The organism is Paenibacillus sp. 1182, assembly GCF_017833915.1.
Lineage (GTDB): Bacteria > Bacillota > Bacilli > Paenibacillales > Paenibacillaceae > Paenibacillus > Paenibacillus polymyxa_D.
In genome coordinates, this window is sequence record NZ_JAFICR010000003.1 from 304,485 (window position 1) to 329,297 (window position 24,813).

The window sequence follows — 24,813 nt, forward strand, 5'->3', positions numbered from 1 at the left end:
CTTATAGGACGTCCTTTTTGCTGTGCTTTTAACCATGCATATAGATAAAATGACAGATACTAATGGTTTGAGACGGCAATGGGAAACCTAGCGTAACGAACAGGATGACTTGTTTTTTCGTATTTTAATCATGTATAATGGGGTCAAGTGACTGGGTGCGGTATTTTTTTGAAAATTAAATAACAAATCAAGGTACGACGTCCAACTACCATAGGAGGTTTAGATTCATTTGTCTAAAAAAACAAACAACGATAAATTGATGATTTTCGCTTTGGGCGGCGTCGGTGAAATCGGGAAAAATATGTATGTCGTTCAATACGGCAATGACATTGTCGTGGTGGATTCCGGTCTGAAATTCCCGGAAGAGGACATGCTGGGCATTGATATCGTTATTCCTGATATTTCCTACCTTACAGAGAACCGCGACAAAGTAAGAGGCATTGTGCTGACTCATGGTCACGAGGACCATATCGGCGGTTTGCCTTACGTGTTGAAACATTTGAATGTACCAGTATATGGTACCAAATTGACGCTGGGATTGGTGGAAAACAAGCTGAAGGAAGCGAATCTGCTTGGTGAAACCAAACGTATTTTGATCAATGCTGATTCCGAAATCAAGCTGGGTTCCACACTAAAAGCAACCTTCTTCAGAACCAACCATAGTATTCCGGATTCTGTAGGTGTATGTATTGATACTCCTGAAGGCGCTGTTGTTCATACAGGTGACTTCAAATTTGACCATACTCCGGTGAACGGACAATATGCAGATTTGCAGCGTATGGCTGAAATTGGCACACGTGGCGTACTGGCTCTTTTGTCAGACAGTACGAATGCCGAGAAACCGGGCTTTACACCTTCGGAAAAGAGCGTTGGTATTGTGCTGGAAGACATTTTCCGCAAGTCGAGACAGCGTGTGGTCGTAGCCACTTTTGCTTCTAACGTACATCGTATTCAGCAGGTAATTAATGCTGCTGAAGCAACGGGACGTAAAGTAACAGTTATTGGTCGAAGCATGGTTAATGTCGTAGGCATTGCTTCGGACTTGGGCTATTTGGAAATTCCGGATGGAATGCTGATTGAGCCTGAAGAAGTTGGCAAAATGTCAGCGGACCGTGTAGTTATTCTCTGCACAGGCAGTCAGGGCGAACCGATGTCCGCTTTGACAAGAATGGCTCGTTCCACACATCGAAAGGTTGACATTCTTCCAGGGGATTCAGTCATCATTGCAGCTACTCCGGTACCGGGTAATGAAAAATACGTTGGACGCACAATTGATGAACTGTTCCGTCTGGGTGCCAATGTATATTACAGCGCAGCTAATCCAGGTATTCACGTTTCTGGACACGGAAGCCAGGAAGAACTTAAGCTGATGCTGAATCTGATGAAACCAAAGTTCTTCTTGCCAATTCATGGTGAGTTCAGAATGCAACGTCGTCACGCCCTTCTTGCTGAAGGCGTAGGTATTGAGCCTGAAAATATTTTCATCACGGATATCGGTGAAGTCATTGAAATTCAGAATGGCGGAGCACGCAGAGCTGGTAAAGTTACAGCAGGTAACGTACTGATCGATGGACTAGGCGTAGGGGATGTAGGAAATATCGTATTGCGCGACCGTAAATTGCTGTCACAGGACGGTATTTTGGTGGTGGTTGTCACGCTGAGCAAGCAAGACGGAACGATTAAATCGGGTCCAGATATCATTTCCCGCGGTTTCGTTTATGTCCGTGAATCGGAAGGTTTGCTTGATGAAGCGAATCGTATTGTCTCAAGTACACTGCATAAGCTCATGAGTGAAAATGTAAATGAATGGGCTTCCCTCAAGACAAATGTCAAGGATGCACTGGGTCGCTTCTTGTATGAGCAAACTCGTCGCAGACCGATGATCCTGCCAATTATAATGGAAGTGTGATTCAATTGAAATTTGTTCAAAAACCTGAATTAAAAACTTAAGTCACAGGCACACAGTCGCCTCTCTTCCCGCAGGAAATATTGGACGGTTTCCGCGGAAGGAGAGGCTTTTTTGATTTTTCGGGGTAAGGAAAAGCATGGGGGTAGGTATAAAATATTCCATTTACATCCCATACTATAGGGTGACTACGGGTCATATAGATGCGTAAAGCGAAAGGAAGATCACCCATATGGAACAATACAGCAATCTATCATCTGGCAACGAGGAAACGGAAACGCCAGATCAACCAGAAATTGGGCAAAGACCCGCGTTACCTGCTATGGAGGCTTTGCAGCAACTGGGTCAAACCTCCATGCCTGGAGGCGAGTCCAATATTTTTTGCATGACGATTATCGGTCAGATTGAAGGGCATCTCATTTTACCGCCTCAAAACAAAACGACAAAATATGAGCACATTATTCCCCAACTGGTAGCGGCAGAACAAAATCCTCGTATCGAAGGATTAATGATTTTGCTGAATACAGTTGGTGGTGATGTAGAGGCAGGACTGGCTATTGCTGAAATGATCGCATCGATGAGTAAACCAACGGTGACCATTGTGATAGGCGGGGGGCATAGCATCGGTGTGCCGATTGCTGTGTCTTCCACTTATTCCTACATTGCGGAGAGTGCGACGATGACCATTCATCCTATTCGTATGAGCGGCCTGGTCATTGGAGTCCCACAGACTTTTGAATATATGGAAAAAATGCAGGAACGTGTCGTACGCTTTGTCGTTTCTCATTCTCGTATTACAGAAGAGCAGTTTAAGGAATTGATGTTTAAAACCGGTGAGTTAAACCGCGATATTGGTACAGCGGTTGGGGGAGCCGATGCAGTGAAGTATGGATTGATGGACGCGGTTGGAGGGATCGGAGAGGCTTTAAAACAGCTGAACACCATTATTGAAACGCGGCGTCAGCAAAACGGGAACGCTGGGATCCAACAGCAGGCTCCGTATGCTCCTTTTATTCCCAGTGCCACAGGAACTCCTACAGAGACACTGTCAGGGGAGCATAGCGGGGAGCTATCTCAATGACATTATATACTGTAATGCCAATGGAAATGGTGTGGCAAGGGATGTGGAAAGAGGCTGAGGAGCTTGCAGAGGTTCGAGTAGACGGTCTACTTATGCAGGTACAGCCGCTTGAAAGTCGTCGGGGGATCATTGTACGGTTGTTGGACTGCCCGCTGGAAGCCTACCTGAATCCGCGTTATGGACCCGGTCAAGTCATCGAATGGTCGTAAAAGGTGTCGAATAGTATAGAAATCGGTCATTTACTGCTGAAAAAGAACATATGTGCGGATACCGGGTGACGTGGTATAATATTCTTCTGGGGGGTGACCTTGTATGTCCAGAAGAAGAAAAAGAAAAAAGAAAGCCGCATTTGGCGGAGTTCTAAAATTTGAAATTTACGGCATTGTGCTGATTACATTAGCGGTCATTGCGTTATCGGGTGAAGCGGCAGTTGGTCGGTCGCTATCCAAGATGTTTGGGCTCGTATTGGGGAAATTCTATTTTGTTATCCCTCTGATTGGCATTTATTATGGTCTGATGGTGATGATTCACCGCAAGTGGCCGAACCAGTGGAACTCGCGTAAAACGGGTTTGCTCCTGTTGGTATTTGCCTTTACACTTATGAGTTCTATTTCATCTATGGAGCAGCGTTTGGGGCCGATCAACGCGCTTCAGCCGGGCGGAGTGATGACCCAGATACATATAGATATGCGCGAGCAGTTGCTGTCGCCTGATCAGCAGGGCCATTCCTCAATGCTGAACAAGGATATCAGCGGGGGTTACGTAGGCGCGTTGCAGCTTACTGTTCTGTTGTGGCTGTTTGGTCTCACGGGAGCTAAACTGATCATGATTGTTATGTTCGTCATTTGTTTCATGCTGATGACTCAACTGTCCTATGTGGATTTGGTGCGGATTGTAAAGACCAAGCTGCTAGCAGCTGGGGGAAGTGTGCGCAAAAAGTGGACTGGTAAAGCTACTCCGCTTTCGGCATCTAGCAAAGGTAATGGAAATAGAAAGATCAAGTCTGAGCCGATTCCTGCCTATGAGGAAGACATGGATGATGACTTTGACGAAATGCAGCCTCCTGCACGCAAACAACCGATTTTCTTTCAGTTGTTTGGTCTTAAGAATTCAGATAAAGCGGACAAGGAAGAGCATTCCGTCGATGAGGATGAGCATGATTTTCCATATGAAGCTGAGGACGCGCAGGCCCAGTGGAGAAATGGCAACCAGAGTGAAGAGCTGTCTGACGTAGTCGAACACGCTGAGCAGGAAGCTGCAATTCCGGTAAAAAGGTCGCCGATTATTAGGGATTTCTTCGAACAAGTAAAGCATGAGGAAAGAAGAACGGAAGCTGAATTTGGAGAGTCCCTGACAGGGGCAGAGCAGACGACTTCCATTATTGACGAACCCCTGGATGATGACTTTGTGGGTGCCAATGCGAATAAGGATATGGATGATTCGACTACGATTCAGGGGACATTAGAAGGTGCTCAGGGACAAGCTCAGACGATTGCAACTGGGGTGGCAGGCGAAGAGGTTGAAGGTACCCATACAGCTATCCCGGCTCCGCCGCCGCCTAAACCGTACAAGCTACCATCGTTTCGTTTGCTTGCTAAACCACAAAATGCAGGCAAAGGTATGGGACAAAAGGATTATATGCAAACGGCACGCAAACTGGAAGCAACGCTGGAAAGCTTCGGTGTGCGGGCGAAGGTGCTGGAGGTTGTCCGTGGCCCTGCCGTAACACGTTATGAAATTCAGCCGGACATTGGAGTGAAGGTCAGCCGTATTGTGAGTCTGACGGATGACATTGCGCTTGCACTTGCTGCCAAAGATATCCGTATGGAGGCTCCGATTCCTGGCAAATCTGCTATCGGAATTGAGGTTCCGAATAATGAAGTTTCCATTGTAACGATGCGTGAGGTAATGGAGACAACCGTTTTCCAGGAGTCAGCTTCCAGCTTGTCTATTGCATTCGGACGTGATATTGCAGGACAGACGATTGTCGGTAATTTGGCCAAGATGCCCCATCTTCTTGTAGCTGGGGCAACAGGTTCGGGTAAATCAGTGTGTATCAATGGGATCATCACGAGTATTTTGTACAAAGCAAAGCCGGATGAGGTCAAATTTTTGATGGTCGATCCTAAAATGGTGGAGTTGAACGTGTACAACGGAATCCCGCATTTGTTGGCTCCGGTCGTGACTGATCCAAAGCGTGCCTCACTTGCATTGAAGAAAATTGTAGTCGAAATGGAAAAAAGGTATGAGTTATTTTCCAAATCAGGAACCCGTAATATTGAGGGATACAATAATTTGATGAAAGATAACCCGGATGCATTTCTGCCTTACATCGTCGTTATTGTGGACGAGTTGGCAGATTTAATGATGGTAGCTGCGGGAGATGTGGAGGATGCGATTGCACGACTTGCCCAAATGGCGCGCGCAGCAGGCATCCACCTTATCATTGCAACGCAAAGACCTTCGGTTGATGTAATTACCGGGGTAATTAAAGCTAATATTCCTTCACGTATTGCCTTCGGCGTTTCCTCGCAGGTAGATTCCCGTACCATATTGGATATGGGTGGAGCCGAGAAGCTGCTCGGACGTGGTGATATGCTTTTCATGCCAATGGGTGCTTCTAAACCAGTCCGCGTTCAGGGAGCGTTCATGAGCGATCAAGAAGTCGAAAATATTGTTAACTACGTACGTGAACAGGGTGAAGCGCAGTATGATGAGACGCTAGTGCCGGAGGTGGAAGAGGTATCGGCTGATGCAGATGAAATGCTGGATGAGCTGTACGATCAGGCTGTCAACATCATTTTAGAGGCTAAACAAGCTTCCGTTTCGCTCCTTCAGCGCCGTATGCGGATCGGTTATACACGTGCTGCTCGATTGATTGACTCCATGGAAGCTCGCGGAGTCATCGGCCCTTACGAGGGCAGCAAGCCCCGTGAGGTTCTTATCTCAATGGAGCAATATCAGCAAAATAAAGTTAGTTCCTAAGCATTATCTCTACCCAGCACTACATTAAAACGCTGTTCGTTCGCAAGGTAGTTGTTCTAAAATGACAACTCCAAGTGTACAAACAGCGTTTTTTTGTGATGTTTTTTTGAGGTGTGGCGACTACCTGCTGAAAGAAGATTAAAAGGGTGAATAGCTTTAAGCGGAGCTTGTCATAATAAACGTAGCCATCCTGTTAATCCCACAAAAGAAAGGTAGAGCGCAGCATATGAAAAAGACAATGGTCTGGATTTGCACGGGTATCCTCGCAGCCTCGGCTATTACGTACACAGGACTTTTTAAAAATGACTCTGCACAGCAGCAAACAGAGTCGCTCAACACACAGCAGAAAGTACAAGCGGCGCAACCATCCGAGCCGACATTCAGCTCGGGAGCGGTTGATTTTGGATCTTACGGTCAGGATGTATATGAGTTGCAATCACGTTTGAAGTTGCTGGGCTTTTTTGGCGGGAAAGTGGACAGCCATTTTGGCAGCAGTACACTAAAAGCTGTTAAAGGTTTTCAAAAGGAATTTGGTATCCGTCCCGATGGAGTGGTCGGAGCAAAGACGAAATTAAAGCTGGTGAATGCTACCCCTAACTGGAAGCCAACGGAAACTCCTATGCATCGTAACAATCAAGGTTCCGCTCAGGGACACACAGCGGACAATAATGATAAAGCGGATCAAAATGATGAAACAATGGGATCGGCCAACACCATGGGACTATCTGCAAACGATCTTAAGATTTTGGCTAATGCGGTCTACGGTGAATCCCGTGGCGAGCCCTTTGAAGGGCAGGTTGCCGTGGCGGCGGTTATTTTGAACAGGGTTAAATCACCTAGTTTTCCAAATACACCATCTGGGGTGGTTTTCCAGCCGGGGGCCTTTACAGCTGTAGCAGACGGACAAATCTGGCTTACGCCGAATGAAACTGCACAGAAGGCAGTACGACAGGCGCTGAACGGCTGGGACCCAAGCGGAGGATGTCTCTATTATTTTAATCCAAAAACAGCCACCTCCAAATGGATTTGGACCCGTCCGCAGGTGAAAACCATCGGGGAACATATTTTTTGCATGTAAAACGCCGAAGCAGCCGGGAGCTTGTCTCCGGTTGCTTCTTGGCTTTTGCATGGTTAGAATAAAGATTGGTACACTTTACCTCTTTACAGGAGGACGATTTACAGCAGCTAATGCTAATCAAAGGCTAGACGCCAATTGACGTCACAAAGGAGTTTTGGACTTGAACAAAACAGGTTTCGAGCGTGGCACACGCAGACAACTGAGGATTCATGTACTGCCAACCAAGCGCTTTAAGACGTTTGCTATATCATTGTATGTAGGCACTCCGCTACGGGAGGAAACCGTAACTCAAGTGGGGCTGGTACCTTTCGTTCTGCGCCGGGGTACAGAATCGTATCCGCAGACTACACAATTCAGAGAACAGTTAGAGCAATTGTATGGCGCAGGTTTCGGATTCGATGTGTATAAACGTGGAGATTATCAGATCGTGCAATTTCGCATGGATACGATTAATGACAGCTTTGTAAACAGTCCGGATAGTTTGCTGGATCGTTCGTTTGCTTTCCTTGGAGAAGTGCTGACGAAGCCTGCATTGGAAAATGATGCATTTCAAACTGGATACGTTCAGCAGGAACGAGAAAATGTGCGCAAGAAGCTGGAATCTATAGTTAACGATAAAATACGTTATGCTGGTGAGCGCTGCATGGAGGAAATGTGCAAAGATGAGCCTTATCGTCTGCACCCTCTTGGTCAACGATCTGATCTGGACAGTATAGATGCACAGAGCTTGTATGAGGCTTATGGAGAATGGCTGAATCATGCCAGCATGGATTTATACGTTGTGGGAGATACGACGCTAGAAGAAGTTGAGAAGTTTGTTGATCGCTATTTTCAATTGAACCGTTCAGCGGAAGCAGGGTATGTTCCGGAACAGCCCAAGTTGGTAGAGCGTGATGTTCAAACTGTTGTAGAGCGTCTTGATGTGAACCAGGGCAAGCTCAACATGGGATTGCGGACCCCTATTACGTATGGTGACGATCGCTATGCATCCGCTCTGATGTACAATGGCATTCTGGGCGGGTATCCGCATTCAAAGCTGTTCGTTAATGTAAGGGAAAAGGAAAGTTTGGCGTATTACGCTTCATCGCGATATGACGGGCATAAAGGGATTGGTACGATTCAATCTGGTATTGAAATTCCTAATTATGAAAAAGCGGTTACTATTATCCGCAAGCAACTGGAAGATACGCAAAACGGAGCGATTACTGAGCTGGAAATGACCCAAACGCAGGCGATGATTCGCAACTTGCTGAAGGAGATGCAGGATTCCGCTTTTGAGATGATCGCCTATGATTTTAACAGACAGCTTTCCGGTAAAGAGCGGACGGTAGATGAGCTGCTGAGTCAGGTGGAGGCAGTCAAGGTGCAGGATGTTCAGGATGCCGCCCGGACGTTCCGACTGGACACTATTTATTTCTTGAGAGACCAGAAAGGGGAATAACGGTGGAGCATATACCTTATGAGCATTTGCAGGAAACGCTGTACTATGAAGTAATGGATAACGGCTTACACGTTTATGTGTTGCCCAAACCGGGTTTTCAGAAGACGTACGCCACATTTGCGACTAAATACGGCTCGGTTGATAATCATTTCCGCGTAGAAGGTCAACAGCCCGTAAAGGTGCCGGATGGCATAGCCCATTTTTTGGAGCATAAAATGTTTGAAGAGCCTGAAGGAGATATTTTTGCTACCTTTTCCTCTAATGGTGCATCGGCGAACGCATTTACGAGCTTTGATCAAACCGTATATCTGTTTTCGGCAACTGAGCGTATTCAAGAAAATTTGACCACGCTGGTCAATTTTGTTCAACATCCTTACTTTACAGATGAAAATGTAGAGAAGGAAAAAGGCATTATTGGCCAGGAAATCAATATGTATGAAGATAACCCCGATTGGCGGAGTTACTTTGGTCTGATCGAGGCGTTGTACAAGGTCCATCCGGTGCATATTGATATCGCAGGTACGATTCAATCCATCAGTACGATTACAAAGGAAACGCTGTACAGTTGCTATGAAGCTTTCTACCACCCAAGCAATATGATTCTTTTTGTAGTGGGAGGAGTGGATCCAGCTGAAGTAATAGAGCTGGTACGTAACAATCAGGCCAAAAAGGACTATAAGCCGCAGGGAGAGATTGAGCGGATTTTCGACGATGAACCCACTACAGTTGCAGAACCACGTCGTGAGGTGAAGCTGGCCGTTTCTCTGCCAAAGCTACTGTTTGGATTCAAGGAGGCTGAAGTAGGCTTAACGGGTGAAGAATTGCTTCGTCATGATCTGGAAACCAAGCTGATGCTTGATCTCCTATTTGGTTCCAGTACACAACTGTATCAAAAGCTCTACGATGAGGATCTGATTTCGGACAGTTTTGGCCATGAGTACAATAGTACGCAGCAATATGCATTTTCCGCAATCGGTGGAGATACCAAAGACCCGGATCGGCTGTTGGCGAGAATACGTGAAGAGGTGGAGTCCATCCAGAAGCAGGGCTTCGCAGCAGAACATTTTGAACGGGCACGCAAAAAGAAAATCGGTGGTTATCTGCGTACACTCAATTCACCAGAAAATATTGCGCATGAATTTACAAGACATCGCTTCCGGGGCAGTGATTTTTTCCAACTGCTTCCGATTTATGAAAGTATTACGCTTGAGGATGTAAATCGCCGTCTGAAAGACCATATCCAGTGGGATCAACTCGCAATATCACTAGTGGTGAGTCCGTAATGTCCAGGGAGAGGGAAACGATGACCACTGAGGGCGGAGAATTAAAAGCGATTGGCGATACAACTGTGCTGATTACAGGAGCGAGTGGCGGAATTGGTGCGGCTATTGCTGAGCGTTTTGCAGCTGTAGGGATGAATGTGGTCATTCACTACATGAAGTCCCATGAAAAAGCAAATGAAGTTGCCCGTCGTTGCATGGTTTATTCAGGCAAGGTAATGACCGTGTCAGCGGATCTGCAGAGCAAGGAGCAGATCGAACGCATGCGGGAAAAGCTGGATAATCACGGGATGAAGCCGGATATTCTTGTGAACAACGCCGGATTATCTCATTATGGGCTGTTGACAGATGTTTCGGAAGAGGAATGGGACGAAGTGATGGCAGTCAATGTTAAGGGAACCTTTCTGTGTACGCAGGTTTTTATGCCACATATGATTTCCCAACGCTATGGCCGCATTGTGAATGTTTCCTCCGTGTGGGGGATATGTGGGGCTTCGTGCGAGGTGTTGTATTCCACCACGAAGGGAGGCATTAACGCTTTCACTAAAGCGCTGGCTCAAGAAGTAGCACCTTCCGGGGTGACAGTGAATGCAGTAGCTCCAGGTGCAGTGAATACGTCGATGCTGGATCATTTAGATGAAGGCGAAATTACCAGTTTGGAAGAAGAAATTCCTGCCGGACGATTGGCTCGACCTGATGAGATATCATCCCTGGTTTATTTTCTTGCGCTTCCTGAGTCAGGTTATATTAATGGCCAGGTCATAAGTCCTAACGGAGGATGGGTGACTTAAGGGAAATAGCGCTTGGAGGAATCCACCAGTATAGTAAGCGTCTGAGAAGAGCATATTACAACTGTTGATTTTAAATCTGAATCATCTAAGGAGGATTTAAGTATGTCAACAGTTGTTCAGAATTTTGATGTTTGGAAAAAGTTCCTCGGTCAGCGTGTAGAGCAAGCGGAGAAGCTGGGAATCAGCCAAGATACCATTTCAGAGCTTGCTTATGAAATCGGTGATTTTCTGGATGAGAAGGTCGATCCAGCCAACCACTCCAACCGCGCATTGAAAGAACTGTGGGGAGTTGCCGATGAGGACGAGCGTCACACCATCGCCCGGCTAATGGTTAAATTGGCCAAGAGCAACGCATAAGTAAGAACCAACATGAAAAGCTCCCTTTTGGGGGCTTTTCTGTAATGGTTACAGAGCTGTTCTTGTAATTCCATTGTAATTTATATATCATAAACGTGATTGAGGCTTACAACACAATGCAGCCTATCAAATTTCAATAATTGGTTTTGTCGAAAGATGTTATTTTATGATACAATAATGCTTTGATTTGGAGTTGTTGACGGTTTGAATGTGAATGAGGTGCTAACGTGACGGAAGAAACGAAACAGTGGTACATGGAGTACAAGATACATAAAAATCGACCCGGACTGCTGGGAGACATTGCTTCCATGCTTGGTATTCTGGGGGTTAATATACTGACGATCAACGGTGTTGAAGGTGAAAGACGGGGAATGCTGCTTGAAACAGACGATGATGAGAAGATACGTATTCTCGGAGACACGTTAAAAAAAGCGAGCAACATTACAGTCACGGCCTTACGTGCTCCGAGACTGGTTGATATATTGGCAGTAAGACATGGCCGTTACATCGATCGGGATTCGGATGATCGTAAAACATTTCGCTTTACACGCGATGAGCTTGGGTTGCTGGTCGATTTTTTGGGTGAAGTATTAAAGAGGGACGGCAATCAGGTGATCGGTCTTCGCGGGATGCCACGTGTGGGCAAAACGGAATCCATTATTGCCAGTAGTGTATGCGCAATGAAGCGTTGGACTTTTGTATCTTCGACGCTACTACGACAGACGGTACGCAGTCAGCTCTCTGAAGAAGAAATGAACCCAAACAATGTGTTTATTATTGATGGTATTGTGAGTACAATTCGGTCAAATGAAAGACATTATCACCTGCTTCAGGAAATTATGAGCATGCCAAGTACTAAAGTGATTGAGCATCCTGATGTATTTGTACGTGAGTCGGGATACAGCTTTGACGATTTCAATATCATTATTGAACTTCGCAATAATCCGGCTGAGGAAATTATTTATGATACCTTTACAGCCAGTTATACAGAAGATCTTTAAATAAGCGTAATTACACAAGGAGATGATGACATGTCAGAACTGGGTCAGCAATTAAAGGAGGCCCGGCTGCAAAAAGGATTGAGCCTTGACGATGTTCAGGAAATGACGAAGATACGCAAACGTTATCTGGAAGCCATTGAGACGGGCGATTACAAAGTGCTGCCGGGAAGCTTTTATGTCAGAGCTTTTATTAAAACATACGCTGAAACGGTCGGGTTGAATCCTGATGAGATTCTGGAAGGGCATCAAAGCAATGTGCCTGAACCTGAACCGGAAGCAGTCATGGAGCCTGTTACACAGAAACGCTCCAGCCGTCCCGCCACGATTGGTAATCTTAAATGGTTGCCTACAGCGTTAATGTGGCTTTTTCTAGTTCTCATTGTTGGGGTTATTTATGCTTATTGGGTGAGCAACAACCATTCAACTCCAAAAACAGCAGAAAACACAACACCGATTACTACACCAAGTACAACACCGAGTACAACACCGAGTACAACACCAAACACGTCTACTCCTGATACCACTACGACACAGCCGAACAATGGTCAAACGACGGCTCCAAATGGTGCTGGTGGGCAGACTCCTGGTGCGGGGCAAACCGGACAAACTCAGCCAAATGGTACGGGGAATACGGATGCTACTACTCCAAATACTGGACAACAGCCGGATACGACTACTCCACAACAAGGTGTAACTGTGGCACAGGACGGCAAGCAAGGCAAGACGACGATTTTTAAAGTTTCCAGTGCAACGGGAGCCACAGCCAAGGTTGATATTAAAGCTACGGGTGAAAGCTGGCTTGAAGTATACAAGGGAGAAAATTCCCGTGGAGAAAAGCTGAGTTATGGTATGACTAAAAGTGGAGATGCCATGTCTTTCGATATTGGTCCAGAAGGTTTATATATCAAATCAGGGCGGTCTTCTGCCACAGATATTTCCGTAGCAGGTCAACCGATAACAGATAATAAATCGACTACTCGTGTACTGATACAGCAAGGAGAAGCCTCTTCGACCGGAACGAGTGCAGGGGTGACGGGTTTACCTGCAGATTCTACGACAGGTAGCAGTACGGATTCAGCACAAAGTGGTACAGATTCTACAACTACTAATGGTGAATAAACGCCTTGGTGCGAGGAAATACTAATGACTGTAATTCCTGGAAAGGCAGTCATTTCATTTTCCGCAAAGTGAGGTGTATACGTTATGACCGTCAGCTGGATTGTGACTGGGCTCGGTATAATTGTCAGTTTACTGGGCTATTATCTGACACCGAATGCATGGGGCTATGGCATACTGGGCTTTGGTCTTGCTCACATTGTGCTTGGACTTTTGGATATGTTCCGAACTCCAACACGAAGCCATAATTAGATATTTTGACCGTAAATGAAATAAAGGCGTTTTTGTCAGGAAAACTGGCAAGAACGCCTTTTTAGTCAACCGATTATTGGATTTTTGTAAATGACTAGCCTATAATTAGATATTGAACTTTGTTGTGGAAAGGAAAGTGAAACGATGGCTTCAGAAAATTCATTTGATATCGTCTCCAAAATGGATATGCAGGAGTTAACAAATGCGGTTCATCAGACGGAGCGTGAAATTGAAACACGATTTGATTTCAAGGATAGCAAAAGTAGCCTCAAGCTTGAGAAAGAAGCTCTTACGATTGCATCGGAAGACGAATACAAGCTGAATGCGGTGATTGATATTTTGCAGTCTAAAATGGCTAAACGAGGTCTGTCCCTCAAAAATGTGGAGTATGGCAAATTGGAACCCGCTTCTCTAGGTTCAGTGCGTCAGCGTCTTTCGCTGAAGCAGGGAATTGATCAGGATAATGCCAAGAAAATTAACATTCTTATTCGGGACTCCAAGCTAAAAGTTAAAAGTCAGATTCAAGGTGATCAAATCCGGGTGACCGGGAAAAACAGGGATGATTTACAGGCGATCATTCAATTGCTACGTAAAGCTGATTTGCCATTGGAGCTTCAATTTACAAACATGAAATAAAGACGTTTTCCCTCATATATTTTGCAGGAAAAACGTTGCTTGATGTGCGGCAGGTTATTTTGACATGCGTTTTGCGCCATATTATACTTGTAACGAAAATGCAGACAATTCAGGTGTATAGCGCTCGCCGAAAGCGATTTACATAGGGTTGAATTTAATCCGAAAACTGCCATTTGTAATCAAGTACGATAATCAGGGGAGAGTGTGTTGTGAATTTACCCAACAGAATTACAATAACGCGGATTTGCCTTATCCCGGTGATGATGCTGGCTTTGCTGGTGGACTTTGATTTTTATCCGCCACCGATTGAGATCGGAGCTTTCAAGCTGCCGTATAATCAGCTGATTGCGGCTATCATTTTCCTTGTAGCAGCCAGCACGGACGGTCTTGACGGGTATTTGGCACGTAAAAATAATATGGTCACCAATTTGGGCAAGCTGTTGGACCCCCTTGCTGATAAGCTTTTGGTAACCGCCATTTTGGTTTCCTTGGTAGAAATGGGGAAAATTGATTCGTGGATTGTTGTTGTGATTGTTAGCCGTGAGTTTGCGGTTACGGGGCTGCGTCAGATTGCCTTGCTGGATGGGTCTGTGGTTGCTGCAAGCAATTGGGGCAAATTAAAGACGATCATTCAGATTGTTGCTATAGTAGCGCTGCTCATTAATAATTTCCCGTTTGTTTTTCTTGGTATACCGTTTGATTTAATAGCGATATGGGCAGCGGTGTTGATCACCATTTATTCGGGTATTGATTATTTCGTGAAAAATATCCATTTGCTGAGCTCCTCCAAGGTTTAACAGTATAAATTTTATGGAAACAGCAATAGGGACTAAACTTATTGCTGTTTCTTTATATAATTCCCATCATATTCGCAGTACAGGAGGAAGAATTGATGAAAGCTGAAATAATTGCGGTAGGAACAGAGTTATTGCTCGGACAAATAGTGAATACAAATGCTCAATATTTGTCACAAGAGTTGGCTACAATTGGAATCGATGTATATTTTCAGACTGTGGTTGGCGATAACATAGATCGGCTTCAGGAAGCCATAAGAATTGCTCAGAAGCGTGCGGATATTATTTTATTTTCTGGCGGTCTGGGACCGACCCAGGATGATTTGACGAAAGATGCGATAGCGTCTGTATTGGGGCGAAAATTGCACATAGATCGTCTTGCAATGGACAAGCTAGATCAATTTTTTCGTAACCGTGGGGTAGAAATGACCGAAAATAACCGCCGGCAGGCGCTTTCTATTGAAGGTGCTACTCCGCTTGAAAATGAGACAGGGCTAGCTGTGGGCGACGCAATTGCACAGGATGGTAAATTTTATGTAGTTTTGCCTGGACCTCCTAAGGAACTCAAACCGATGTTTGCAAACCAGGCCAAACCTTGGTTGCTTCAGCAGGCATTGAGCGGTGAGGAAATGCCAATTTATTCAAAAATGCTAAAATTTGCAGGGATTGGTGAGTCAGCTCTTGAAACCCGTTTGTTAGATCTGATCCAATCCCAGACAGACCCCACGATTGCTCCTTATGCCAAGGAAGGGGAAGTCACGATCCGTATATCCACCAAGGCGGCCAGCGAAAGTGAAGCATTGATTAAGCTGACGGCTACGGAAGTAGAAATTCAGCAGCGTCTTTCGGAATTTATGTATGCAAGCGAAGATGTTACGCTGGAGAAGGTTATCGTAGATCTAATGGCCAATCGCGGACTCACTGTGAGTGCGGCAGAAAGCTGTACAGGTGGAATGCTGATGGAACACCTCACTTCTATACCTGGCAGTGCTACTATGTTTCAAGGTGGCATCGTGTGCTATTCCAATGAAATGAAGATGAAATTACTCAACGTGCCTTGTGATTATTTGGAAGGGGATCAAGCGCCAGGTGCAGTGAGTAAGGAAGTGGCCCTTGTGCTTGCAGAGCAGGCGAGAATGATCATGGACAGCGATTTTGGACTTTCAGTTACTGGTGTAGCCGGGCCTGGGTATTCCGAACGGAAGCCAGTCGGTCTAGTGTATATTGGCATTGCTGAACGCGACAAGGAAACGGAAGTACATGAACTGAGACTGAGTGGTAACCGCGAAACAATCCGACTGCGATCAGTCAAAGCGATTCTGTACAGATTGTGGCGCAGGCTGGTAGAGAACGAGAAACTCTCTTAATCATCTATGTACAGTGTGGGTCGTAGAGTTGTTTTAGATAGATATTCATGATATAATCACCTTATCGGAAGAACCGTTGCAAAGCCTTTTGCCAGCGGTTCTTTTTTTGTTTTAAGAGACAGGTGTAATTACAGAAGAGAGCTGTGTGAATAAAAAAAACGAATGTATGTTCGAAAAAATGCTTGGCAAGCGTGTCAAAACAAGGTATTATTAAAGTACAAACAATGAAGGATGTGAGTTTATTGTCAGATCGTCGTGCTGCGCTGGATATGGCGCTCCGTCAAATAGAAAAGCAATTTGGTAAAGGTTCCATTATGAAGTTGGGTGAGTCTACCCACATGCAAGTGGAAACGATCCCCAGTGGTTCGATTGCTTTGGATATTGCGTTAGGAACGGGCGGCTTTCCAAGAGGCCGGGTTATTGAAATATACGGACCGGAATCATCCGGTAAAACGACAGTAGCTCTTCACGCTATCGCAGAGGTGCAAAAAACAGGCGGACAAGCCGCCTTTATCGACGCCGAGCATGCGCTTGATCCGTCGTATGCAAGCAAGCTGGGTGTCAATATTGATGAGTTGTTACTATCGCAACCAGATACAGGAGAGCAGGCGCTTGAGATTGCCGAAGCCCTTGTACGTAGTGGAGCAGTAGACATTGTAGTTGTTGACTCCGTAGCGGCACTTGTGCCGAAGGCAGAGATTGAAGGCGAAATGGGAGATTCCCACGTCGGTCTTCAAGCACGTCTGATGTCGCAGGCATTGCGTAAGCTGTCTGGAGCCATTAACAAATCGAAAACTATTGCTATTTTTATTAACCAGCTACGTGAAAAAGTAGGTGTTATGTTCGGTAACCCTGAAACAACACCAGGTGGACGTGCCTTGAAGTTTTACTCTACGGTACGTTTGGATGTTCGTCGTATTGAAAGTTTGAAAATGGGTAACGACATTGTGGGTAACCGCACACGTATTAAAGTCGTGAAGAATAAAGTTGCCCCTCCATTCCGTCAGGCTGAAGTGGACATTATGTACGGTGAGGGCATTTCCAAAGAAGGTAGCTTGATCGATATCGGTACGGAGCATGACATTGTCGACAAGAGTGGAGCTTGGTATTCCTACGAAGGTGAGCGCCTTGGTCAGGGACGTGAGAATGCGAAGCAATTTTTGAAGGAAAATCCGAACATTGCTAGTACGATCGAGCAAAAAATTCGGGTGGCAAGCAATTTGATTACGACGGTTGCTCCGCCTACAGAAGAAGAGTTGGCACAGCAAGCCAAGGAAGAACAGGAATTGTTGGAGCTTGAATAAAGCTTGGTGAATCCTGATTTGTGAACTGGAGCCAGGGTTATGGCACAATCCGGTTGAATAGCATGATTCTGATGCCCTGCACAGTTGTGCAGGGCATTTTTGCATCAATTAAAGCTGCTTTGTCAGCGGAATCTAACTTTTGCGTAGCAGTTGTCCAAAGACTGCTTTCGTGAATTTCAAAGTGAGGGAAACATATTGCAGTTGGACGATGAAGATGAATATTCTGCGGAAGCAAATAAGCAACAAGAGATTTCTCTTTTTCCGGATCATGAGGAATTGATGATTACTAGGGTAGAGCAGGGACAGGGACGCAAACGTGGACGCTATATCATTCATTTTGGCCCGTATTCATTGTCTGTATTAGAAGATGTAATGATCAAGTACAATATGTTCAAAGGAACGTCATTCGTCAAAAAAGAACTGGAAGATATTGTTCTGGCAGATGAAAAGCAACAGGCCTATGTACTCGCGCTTCGATATTTGGGGCGAAAGCCTCGCACACGTCAGGAAATTGCCCAGCGTTTGGTGCAAAAAGAACTGGATCAGTCTGTTATTGACGAAGTAATGGTCCGACTGGAAAGGGAGCAACTCGTGGATGATGATTTGTACGCCCGCCAATGGGCAAGGCAGCGTATAACTAGCCAACGTAAGGGGAAGATGTGGGTTAGGCAAGAACTCCGTCAGAAAGGCATCTCTAAAGCCTCTATTGGGGAAGCGTTAGGTGAAATCACCGATAATGAGGAGTGGGAGAGTGCTTTGACGATCGGACGTAAGAAATGGAATCAGGTACGTGGTGATATAATGGAGAAAAAAAGGAAAACCTACCCTTTTCTCATGAGACGCGGATATTCGGGGGATATGACACGCCGAGTGGTCAATCATCTCACTGCGGCCGAGCATGACGCTGCTTCAGATGACGAGGAATTGTTGCAGTGGGAGGAATAATTGCCAAACGGCTGCTGAACCTTGGGCTAGTATGAACGGATAGGATGAGCTAGTTATTACATGGAAAGCTGCATGGTACTCTACTAATGTTTGCATTCCCTTGACAATGCCATTTGTCAAATAATAAAATATATATGAAACGATACTTGTGGAACGCCCTTTTTCCTTCCAAAAAAGCGGAATCCACCGGTGAGTTCTCATCGCCAAATAACAAGTGATGCCGCTATGCCAGGCGGAATTGTACATGTGAAAGCATGTGCATATGAAATGAAACGACCTTGTGTCGTTATCTTAGTTTGACGATCAAAGTAAATGTGACAATTGCAAAAAGTCCCAAGGAATGCCTTGGAGGAACCAACGGGGAGGTGAACAGTATGATGACTGCGATCTGGTTCGTTCTCGTTGCTGTAGCCGCGTTATTCTTTGGGTTCGGGATTGGTTATTTTATTCGCAAATCTATTGCAGAAGCTAAGATCTCCAGTGCGGAAGAAGCTGCCGCGCAAATCGTGGAGAACGCGAAAAAAGAGGCAGAAGCGCTGAAGAAGGAAACGGTATTGGAAGCGAAAGATGAAATTCACCGCATCCGTGCCGAAGCTGAAAAAGAAACTCGTGAACGTCGCAATGAAATTCAACGACAGGAACGAAGATTGCTGCAAAAAGAAGAATCGCTGGATAAAAAATTGGAATCGCTGGAACGCAAAGAAGAACAGGTGGCCAACAAAGAGAAACGAATCGATGAAACCCAGCAGCAAATTGATTTGATTTACAAGAGTCAGGTAACTGAGTTGGAGCGTATTTCCAATCTGACGATGGAGGATGCAAGAAGTATTATTCTGACCAACGTAGAGCAGGAAGTTCGTCATGAAACAGCTCAGATGATTAAAGAAATTGAACAGCAGGCCAAAGAAGAAGCGGACAAAAAGTCTCGTGAAATCATCACACTGGCCATCCAACGCTGTGCGGCAGATCATGTAGCAGAAACGACGGTTTCTGTCGTCACATTGCCGAACGAAGAAATGAAAGGCCGGATTATCGGGCGCGAAGGCCGTAATATCCGTGCACTTGAAACCCTTACAGGAATTGACCTCATTATTGATGATACGCCGGAAGCTGTTATTTTGTCCGGATTTGATCCGATTCGTAGAGAGATTGCGCGTACTGCGCTTGAAAAGCTCGTAGCGGACGGACGGATACATCCGGCTCGTATTGAAGAGATGGTGGAAAAATCCCGTAAAGAGGTGGACGAACGAATCCGTGAATATGGTGAGCAGGCCACCTTTGAGGTGGGCGTGCATAGCTTACATCCGGATTTGATCAAGATCTTGGGACGTCTTAAGTTCCGTACGAGTTACGGACAGAACGTATTAAAGCACTCGATGGAAGTTGCATACTTGACAGGTCTAATGGCCGGGGAACTGGGCGAAGACGTTGTACTGGCAAGACGGGCAGGATTGCTGCATGACATCGGGAAGGCGCTGGATCACGAAGTGGAAGGATCGCACGTTGAAATTGGCGTGGAACTGGCGAAGAAGTACAAGGAACACCCGGTCGTCATCAACAGCATTGCTTCACATCACGGCGACTGCGAAGCGACTTCAGTGATCGCCATGCTGGTTGGGGCGGCAGATGCTCTATCAGCAGCAAGACCGGGAGCGCGGCGTGAAACGCTAGAGACGTACATCCGTCGTCTTGAGAAGCTGGAACGCATCTCCGAATCTTTTGAAGGCGTTGAAAAATCATACGCGATTCAAGCCGGACGCGAAGTTCGTGTCATGGTACAGCCAGAGAAAATTGATGATGCGGAAGCATTCCGACTGGCCCGCGATATTACGAAAACGATTGAGAATGAACTGGACTATCCGGGACATATCAAAGTTACTGTTATTCGCGAGACCCGTGCGGTAGAATACGCAAAATAAAAGCATTTCAATGAAAAGTGGCCACTGTTTGTAGGGCCACTTTTCATTTATGTAAGGCAGACTAGGGAGGGCTTTCTATCAACGTATTATTTATTGGAGACATCGTCGGCAGTGTAGGCAGAAAGGCACTGAGGGAAAATCTTCCTTCGCTCAAATCAAAATACAATCCGCATGTTATTATCGTGAACGGAGAAAATGCAGCTTCGGGAAGAGGCATAACCCCTGCTATCGCCAGAGAGTTTTTTGATTGGGGCGTCCATGGGATTACGATGGGAAATCATACTTGGGACAATAAGGAAATATTTGATTTTATAGATGATGAGCCACGGATCATTCGCCCGGCTAACTTTCCACCAGGAACACCGGGCCGAGGTTATACCGTTGTAAAGGGTGGAGGTAAGGAGCTGGCTATTGTTAATCTGCAAGGTAGAACCTTTTTGCCAGCTATTGACGATCCATTCCGTGCAGCAGATGAAATTGTCGATGAGTTGCGCAAAAAACATAAACATATCCTAGTTGATTTTCACGCCGAAGCAACCTCGGAAAAAATCGCTATGGGTTGGCATTTGGATGGACGTGCTTCAATCGTGGTAGGTACGCACACACATGTACAGAGCAATGACGATACAATTTTGCCACAAGGAACTGCGTATCAGACAGATGCGGGAATGGTAGGTCCTTATGAGGGAGTGCTTGGAATGCAGAAAGAGGCTGTGTTACAGAAATTCCAGACCCAGCTTCCGGTGCGTTTTCAAGTGGACATGGGCAAATGGCATTTCCATGCCATCAGCGTAGAGCTGAATGATAACGATGGAAAAGCCCGCAAAATTCAGAAAATCAGACTCAAAGAAGATGAATGGCGGATGGATTAACTTTTTTGTAAGCTGCTTAAGGAAAGAATAAGGAAAACTGTCACCAAAAAGCAGGAATTTTTTGCTGACCCTCGAATAACATCTAATAGTGGAATCAAACCATCATCATTCCCAGGGGAGGTACTTACTATGGATGTATTAAAAGTATCAGCAAAATCCAATCCTAATTCAGTTGCAGGCGCACTCGCAGGAGTACTGCGTGAACGCGGAAATGCAGAATTACAGGCGATTGGAGCGGGTGCACTAAACCAAGCCATTAAAGCGGTAGCCATTGCCCGGGGATTTGTCGCACCAAGCGGAGTGGATTTGATTTGTATTCCTGCTTTTACAGACATTGTTATTGATGGAGAAGATCGGACTGCGATCAAATTGATTGTAGAGCCAAGATAATAAATGTAAGTTGCCTGAGCCTGTTTACGATTTGTAAACGGGCTTTTTTGCATTGTGAGTCTGTTACTATGATTTTTAAAATAAATTTGTGGTGCTTCAATCTATAAATGGAGGTAAGATGCATGAATGATAAGCTAAAAGTGAATTGGCCAGTTGTTGACTTTCATTGTGATGTGTTATGTAAAATGCAGCTCGATGCGCAGATCGATTTCAGTCATCCATCGCTTGATGTCACAAAAGAACGTTTGCTAGAAGGTAACGTGCAGTTGCAAACGTTTGCTATATATATTTCACAGGTATTAGGCACACCAAGATTTGAGCATGTGGTACGTCAAATTGAGCTGTTCAGGCAGCATGTTACCTCTATCTCCGGTGGGTTGAGACCATTGCTGTGGAAGGAAGACTTGGCAATGTGGAAAAATGCGTCCGCAGTGCATCAGGAAGAGCAAGTAAAGCAGGCAGGAGAAGAGAAGCGCACGGAAAAGATAACGTATTTGGATGGTAATGGGACGGATCATATATGGGCACCTTGGGCTTTGCTCTCACTGGAGGGGGTAGATGCGCTGGAAGGGAACCCTTTTTATGCAGAATTATGCTATGCCATGGGAATACGATTGATTGGGCTGACATGGAATTATGCGAACTGGGCAGCTGACGGCATTATGGAACATAGAGGTGGCGGGCTGACTAGCAAGGGGCGCGATTTGGTCAATCGCTGTAATGACCTGGGACTGCTGTTAGATGTGTCGCATCTGTCCGTACAGGGCTTCTGGGAGGTGCTGGAGGAGGCTACTCTACCGCCCATCGCCTCGCATTCGAATGTCTTTGCGAGATGTGCTCATCCTCGTAATCTGCGGGATGAACAGATTCGTGCACTGATCGCCCGTAACGGACGGATTGGTTTGACCTTCGTCACCATGTTTCTCAAAGAGCAGGATACAGTAACTGCTGAGGATCTGCTACCGCATATTGAGCATATTTGTTCATTAGGGGGCGAAAGGCATTTGATGTTTGGCTCTGATTTTGACGGTATCGAGCACCATGTGCAAGGCTTGGAACACTCGGGGAAATATCCGGCTTTTGCAGAACTGCTGCTGAAGCATTACCCTGAGGAGCTAGTCAAAGGATGGCTGGGAGGTCATGCCCTGGAATATCTGCAAACGAATCTGCCTTCTAAAATGTCTTCTTAAATAGCTATTTAAGGGGATGTTTTGGCTGCGAACACTCTTGACAAAGCGAGAACGATTACGAAATAATGAGAAGTATCTTAGATTTTAAATAATATTTGCAGAAATACGGCAGACAATGGAGCGAGACTGATGGTGCACCATGCTGCACCGCTATACCAGAGGGGGCTCCATTACACAATGTTAATAAAAAAGGTTACCTGGCTTGAACTCTTTTATGACTTACTATTCGTAGCTGCTGTCTCTAAGGCCACTCATGTTTTACTACATGTTGAGCATGGTAGTATCTCGTGGGAACATATGGAGAAGTTCATTATGATTTTTATCCCGATATGGTGGGCTTGGGTGGGGCAAACTGTCTACAACAACCGTTTTGGTCAAGACAGTATAACGCATCGAATCTTTATGATCCTGCAATTGTTTTTCGTGTTAATCATGACTGCCAGTTTGAATATAGATTTTGATGCGTATTATGTATCTTTTTTTGTTGGCTATATTGGGTTAAGAGGTTTAACTGTCGTTCAATATTTACTTTCGGCGCCCAAAGAAACGGCTCATAAACAGGAAACAGCTCGTTTTTTCGGAACCTATTTTTGGATTGGAATAGTCATCTCTAGTTTCTCCCTTTTCTTTGACTCTTGGGTTCGATATTTGATTTTATATACCGGTATAGCTGTTGATATCCTCGTTCCTTTGATTGGTCGTAAAAAGTTGGTGATCACACCAATCCATACGGAGCATCTTTTAGAACGATTTGCACAGTTCACCTTAATTCTGCTTGGCGAATCTGTGATAAGTATGCTTTCTGTTTTACAATCCGATCATTTTACGGTTTCTTCCGTTGTATTTGCCGCTTTGGCTTTTATATTAGTCATCGCAATCTGGTGGCAATATTTTGAGAATATGGAGAAGCGCGTAGATAAATCAAAACAATCAGCAGGACAGACTATTATTTATGGTCATTTGTTTATTTATCTTTCCCTTAGCATGCTAGCTGCTTCGATTCAGCTCTTGTTTTTGGGACAAGTAGACTATATCTTTGTGCTTTGCTTTACCTTTGCTTCTGTTTTTATTTACTTTTTGTCGGTTTTACTGGTATTTCATCAGTACAGATTAAGTCATCTTAAACCCCGTCTCAGAGTCATTTTTTTCTTAACTGGAATACTCTGTGTCCTGTTTATCCTTAATATATTTATTGTCGTCCCCCCTCATCTCATTGTAGCTGAAATCATGCTTTTCTTTCTCCTGTTCGCTAAAACGACGATTTGATCTGATTTATAGGGATGATATTTAACGATGATTGGGGCGAAAAAGGGAACTTTATACGCTCTTCTTTTCTTTCTTGGCAAAATAGGAGTATAATAGCATGGATGTGTAAAGTATTGTATAGAGAAAAAGGAGTGACCACACGATGAGTAAAATCGTACCTGTCGGCGTTTCCGCCCGTCATATTCACCTGACTCAAGAGCATATTGAAATTTTGTTCGGAGCAGGCTATCAATTAACCGAATTTAAACCTTTGTCCCAACCAGGACAATTTGCCGCAAATGAAACGGTAGCTGTAATTGGTTCTAAGGGCCAATTTGATAAGGTTCGCATTTTGGGACCTGCTCGTCCCGCTTCCCAGTTGGAAATTTCTCGCACTGATTCCTTTGCTATTGGTGTAAAAGCACCTGTACGCGAATCGGGTAGCATTGATGGTACACCAGGAATCACAGTAAAAGGACCAGCTGGTGAAGTGGAACTGCAAGAAGGCGTGATTGTAGCAGCCCGCCATATTCATTTCCATACATCTGATGCAGCTAAATGGGACATTAAGGACAAGCAGTTGCTGAAAGTACGTGTTGGCGGCGAACGTGGTCTTGTATTTGAAAATGTTCTTGCACGTGTGTCCGATTCTTTTGCTTTGGATATGCACATTGATACAGATGAAGCGAACGGTGCCGGTGTGAAAAACGGTGACAACGCTGAAATCGTAGACTAATATACACGATTTAAATGCCGGAAGGCTTAAAGAGTCCGATTCTTGCAAAAGAATCGGGCTTTTTACATACTATATAATTCACAGATACTTCACTTATGTACAAAAAGAACATGAGTTCACTTTGCAC

General features: G+C 45.2%; 23 protein-coding genes. All 23 read left to right on the forward strand.

Translation table 11 applies throughout. The features are described from left to right. The first annotated feature begins 229 nt into the window (after nucleotides 1–229). The 23 genes from JOD82_RS07105 (at nucleotide 230) to pduL (ending at nucleotide 24,686) form a co-directional block, all read left to right on the forward strand. Nucleotides 230–1,909 carry a ribonuclease J gene (locus tag JOD82_RS07105; protein ID WP_013309942.1) on the forward strand — a complete coding sequence of 560 codons (1,680 nt, stop codon included), beginning with the start codon at nucleotides 230–232 and terminating at the stop codon, nucleotides 1,907–1,909. A gap of 229 nt (nucleotides 1,910–2,138) precedes the next feature. Next, nucleotides 2,139–2,987 carry a ClpP family protease gene (locus JOD82_RS07110; protein ID WP_029517034.1) on the forward strand — a complete coding sequence of 283 codons (849 nt, stop codon included), beginning with the start codon at nucleotides 2,139–2,141 and terminating at the stop codon, nucleotides 2,985–2,987. Further along, nucleotides 2,984–3,196 carry a YlzJ-like family protein gene (locus JOD82_RS07115; protein ID WP_023988229.1) on the forward strand — a complete coding sequence of 71 codons (213 nt, stop codon included), beginning with the start codon at nucleotides 2,984–2,986 and terminating at the stop codon, nucleotides 3,194–3,196. Before JOD82_RS07110 ends, JOD82_RS07115 begins: the two co-directional genes overlap by 4 nt. 103 nt (nucleotides 3,197–3,299) lie before the next feature. Next, nucleotides 3,300–5,972: an FtsK/SpoIIIE family DNA translocase gene (locus JOD82_RS07120; RefSeq protein WP_209948044.1), complete on the forward strand. Its 2,673-nt coding sequence runs from the start codon at nucleotides 3,300–3,302 to the stop codon at nucleotides 5,970–5,972. A gap of 226 nt (nucleotides 5,973–6,198) precedes the next feature. Continuing rightward, a complete protein-coding gene (gene sleB, locus JOD82_RS07125; protein ID WP_209948046.1) occupies nucleotides 6,199–7,050 on the forward strand; it encodes a spore cortex-lytic enzyme in 852 nt (283 codons plus the stop codon). A gap of 160 nt (nucleotides 7,051–7,210) precedes the next feature. After that, nucleotides 7,211–8,491 (forward strand): EF-P 5-aminopentanol modification-associated protein YfmF, encoded by a 1,281-nt coding sequence (gene yfmF, locus JOD82_RS07130; RefSeq protein ID WP_209948048.1) that lies wholly within the window; start codon nucleotides 7,211–7,213, stop codon nucleotides 8,489–8,491. 2 nt (nucleotides 8,492–8,493) lie between these two features. Next, a complete protein-coding gene (gene yfmH, locus JOD82_RS07135; RefSeq protein ID WP_039273585.1) occupies nucleotides 8,494–9,774 on the forward strand; it encodes an EF-P 5-aminopentanol modification-associated protein YfmH in 1,281 nt (426 codons plus the stop codon). A gap of 20 nt (nucleotides 9,775–9,794) precedes the next feature. Beyond that, on the forward strand, nucleotides 9,795–10,562 hold the full coding sequence (ymfI, locus tag JOD82_RS07140; protein ID WP_209948050.1) for an elongation factor P 5-aminopentanone reductase: 768 nt from the start codon (nucleotides 9,795–9,797) through the stop codon (nucleotides 10,560–10,562). 102 nt (nucleotides 10,563–10,664) lie between these two features. Continuing rightward, complete coding sequence (locus JOD82_RS07145) at nucleotides 10,665–10,919, forward strand: DUF3243 domain-containing protein (RefSeq protein WP_013309950.1); 255 nt, start codon at nucleotides 10,665–10,667, stop codon at nucleotides 10,917–10,919. Nucleotides 10,920–11,146: 227 nt separating this feature from the next. Continuing rightward, complete coding sequence (locus JOD82_RS07150) at nucleotides 11,147–11,920, forward strand: DUF3388 domain-containing protein (RefSeq protein ID WP_013370747.1); 774 nt, start codon at nucleotides 11,147–11,149, stop codon at nucleotides 11,918–11,920. Between the two features lie 30 nt (nucleotides 11,921–11,950). Next, the gene (locus JOD82_RS07155) at nucleotides 11,951–13,039 is read left to right on the forward strand and encodes a RodZ domain-containing protein (protein WP_208332484.1); all 1,089 of its coding nucleotides are present in this window, start codon (nucleotides 11,951–11,953) and stop codon (nucleotides 13,037–13,039) included. Nucleotides 13,040–13,123: 84 nt separating this feature from the next. Continuing rightward, complete coding sequence (locus tag JOD82_RS07160) at nucleotides 13,124–13,288, forward strand: hypothetical protein (RefSeq protein WP_023988236.1); 165 nt, start codon at nucleotides 13,124–13,126, stop codon at nucleotides 13,286–13,288. A gap of 144 nt (nucleotides 13,289–13,432) precedes the next feature. Continuing rightward, nucleotides 13,433–13,924: a YajQ family cyclic di-GMP-binding protein gene (locus JOD82_RS07165; RefSeq protein ID WP_013309953.1), complete on the forward strand. Its 492-nt coding sequence runs from the start codon at nucleotides 13,433–13,435 to the stop codon at nucleotides 13,922–13,924. Nucleotides 13,925–14,133: 209 nt separating this feature from the next. Beyond that, complete coding sequence (pgsA, locus tag JOD82_RS07170; RefSeq protein WP_013309954.1) at nucleotides 14,134–14,721, forward strand: CDP-diacylglycerol--glycerol-3-phosphate 3-phosphatidyltransferase; 588 nt, start codon at nucleotides 14,134–14,136, stop codon at nucleotides 14,719–14,721. Between the two features lie 95 nt (nucleotides 14,722–14,816). Then, nucleotides 14,817–16,085, forward strand: coding sequence for a competence/damage-inducible protein A (locus tag JOD82_RS07175; protein ID WP_039273576.1), 1,269 nt, complete (start codon nucleotides 14,817–14,819; stop codon nucleotides 16,083–16,085). 242 nt (nucleotides 16,086–16,327) lie between these two features. After that, nucleotides 16,328–17,389, forward strand: a complete 1,062-nt coding sequence (gene recA / locus JOD82_RS07180) for a recombinase RecA (RefSeq protein WP_023988239.1) — start codon at nucleotides 16,328–16,330, stop codon at nucleotides 17,387–17,389. Nucleotides 17,390–17,584: 195 nt separating this feature from the next. Then, nucleotides 17,585–18,334: a regulatory protein RecX gene (locus JOD82_RS07185; protein WP_069011415.1), complete on the forward strand. Its 750-nt coding sequence runs from the start codon at nucleotides 17,585–17,587 to the stop codon at nucleotides 18,332–18,334. Nucleotides 18,335–18,708: 374 nt separating this feature from the next. Next, the gene (rny, locus tag JOD82_RS07190) at nucleotides 18,709–20,253 is read left to right on the forward strand and encodes a ribonuclease Y (RefSeq protein ID WP_013309958.1); all 1,545 of its coding nucleotides are present in this window, start codon (nucleotides 18,709–18,711) and stop codon (nucleotides 20,251–20,253) included. A gap of 77 nt (nucleotides 20,254–20,330) precedes the next feature. Further along, nucleotides 20,331–21,125: a TIGR00282 family metallophosphoesterase gene (locus tag JOD82_RS07195; RefSeq protein WP_013309959.1), complete on the forward strand. Its 795-nt coding sequence runs from the start codon at nucleotides 20,331–20,333 to the stop codon at nucleotides 21,123–21,125. A 129-nt stretch (nucleotides 21,126–21,254) separates the two neighbouring features. Continuing rightward, a complete protein-coding gene (locus JOD82_RS07200; protein WP_007430104.1) occupies nucleotides 21,255–21,515 on the forward strand; it encodes a stage V sporulation protein S in 261 nt (86 codons plus the stop codon). 122 nt (nucleotides 21,516–21,637) lie between these two features. Continuing rightward, nucleotides 21,638–22,705 (forward strand): dipeptidase, encoded by a 1,068-nt coding sequence (locus JOD82_RS07205; protein ID WP_029517043.1) that lies wholly within the window; start codon nucleotides 21,638–21,640, stop codon nucleotides 22,703–22,705. A gap of 177 nt (nucleotides 22,706–22,882) precedes the next feature. Then, the gene (locus JOD82_RS07210; protein ID WP_029517044.1) at nucleotides 22,883–23,971 is read left to right on the forward strand and encodes a low temperature requirement protein A; all 1,089 of its coding nucleotides are present in this window, start codon (nucleotides 22,883–22,885) and stop codon (nucleotides 23,969–23,971) included. 142 nt (nucleotides 23,972–24,113) lie between these two features. Then, complete coding sequence (gene pduL / locus JOD82_RS07215) at nucleotides 24,114–24,686, forward strand: phosphate propanoyltransferase (RefSeq protein WP_013309962.1); 573 nt, start codon at nucleotides 24,114–24,116, stop codon at nucleotides 24,684–24,686. Nucleotides 24,687–24,813: the final 127 nt, after the last annotated feature.

Excerpts from the sequence above, each read along its gene's own strand:
- JOD82_RS07200 (WP_007430104.1), top strand. The coding sequence starts at position 21,255 with ATGGATGTATTAAAAGTATCAGCAAAATCCAATCCTAATTCAGTTGCA.
- rny (WP_013309958.1), top strand. The coding sequence starts at position 18,709 with ATGATGACTGCGATCTGGTTCGTTCTCGTTGCTGTAGCCGCGTTATTC.
- sleB (WP_209948046.1), top strand. The coding sequence starts at position 6,199 with ATGAAAAAGACAATGGTCTGGATTTGCACGGGTATCCTCGCAGCCTCG.
- JOD82_RS07205 (WP_029517043.1), top strand. The coding sequence starts at position 21,638 with ATGAATGATAAGCTAAAAGTGAATTGGCCAGTTGTTGACTTTCATTGT.
- JOD82_RS07155 (WP_208332484.1), top strand. The coding sequence starts at position 11,951 with ATGTCAGAACTGGGTCAGCAATTAAAGGAGGCCCGGCTGCAAAAAGGA.
- JOD82_RS07160 (WP_023988236.1), top strand. The coding sequence starts at position 13,124 with ATGACCGTCAGCTGGATTGTGACTGGGCTCGGTATAATTGTCAGTTTA.
- JOD82_RS07210 (WP_029517044.1), top strand. The coding sequence starts at position 22,883 with ATGTTAATAAAAAAGGTTACCTGGCTTGAACTCTTTTATGACTTACTA.
- ymfI (WP_209948050.1), top strand. The coding sequence starts at position 9,795 with ATGACCACTGAGGGCGGAGAATTAAAAGCGATTGGCGATACAACTGTG.
- JOD82_RS07110 (WP_029517034.1), top strand. The coding sequence starts at position 2,139 with ATGGAACAATACAGCAATCTATCATCTGGCAACGAGGAAACGGAAACG.
- JOD82_RS07145 (WP_013309950.1), top strand. The coding sequence starts at position 10,665 with ATGTCAACAGTTGTTCAGAATTTTGATGTTTGGAAAAAGTTCCTCGGT.
- pduL (WP_013309962.1), top strand. The coding sequence starts at position 24,114 with ATGAGTAAAATCGTACCTGTCGGCGTTTCCGCCCGTCATATTCACCTG.
- JOD82_RS07165 (WP_013309953.1), top strand. The coding sequence starts at position 13,433 with ATGGCTTCAGAAAATTCATTTGATATCGTCTCCAAAATGGATATGCAG.
- JOD82_RS07120 (WP_209948044.1), top strand. The coding sequence starts at position 3,300 with ATGTCCAGAAGAAGAAAAAGAAAAAAGAAAGCCGCATTTGGCGGAGTT.
- JOD82_RS07115 (WP_023988229.1), top strand. The coding sequence starts at position 2,984 with ATGACATTATATACTGTAATGCCAATGGAAATGGTGTGGCAAGGGATG.
- JOD82_RS07175 (WP_039273576.1), top strand. The coding sequence starts at position 14,817 with ATGAAAGCTGAAATAATTGCGGTAGGAACAGAGTTATTGCTCGGACAA.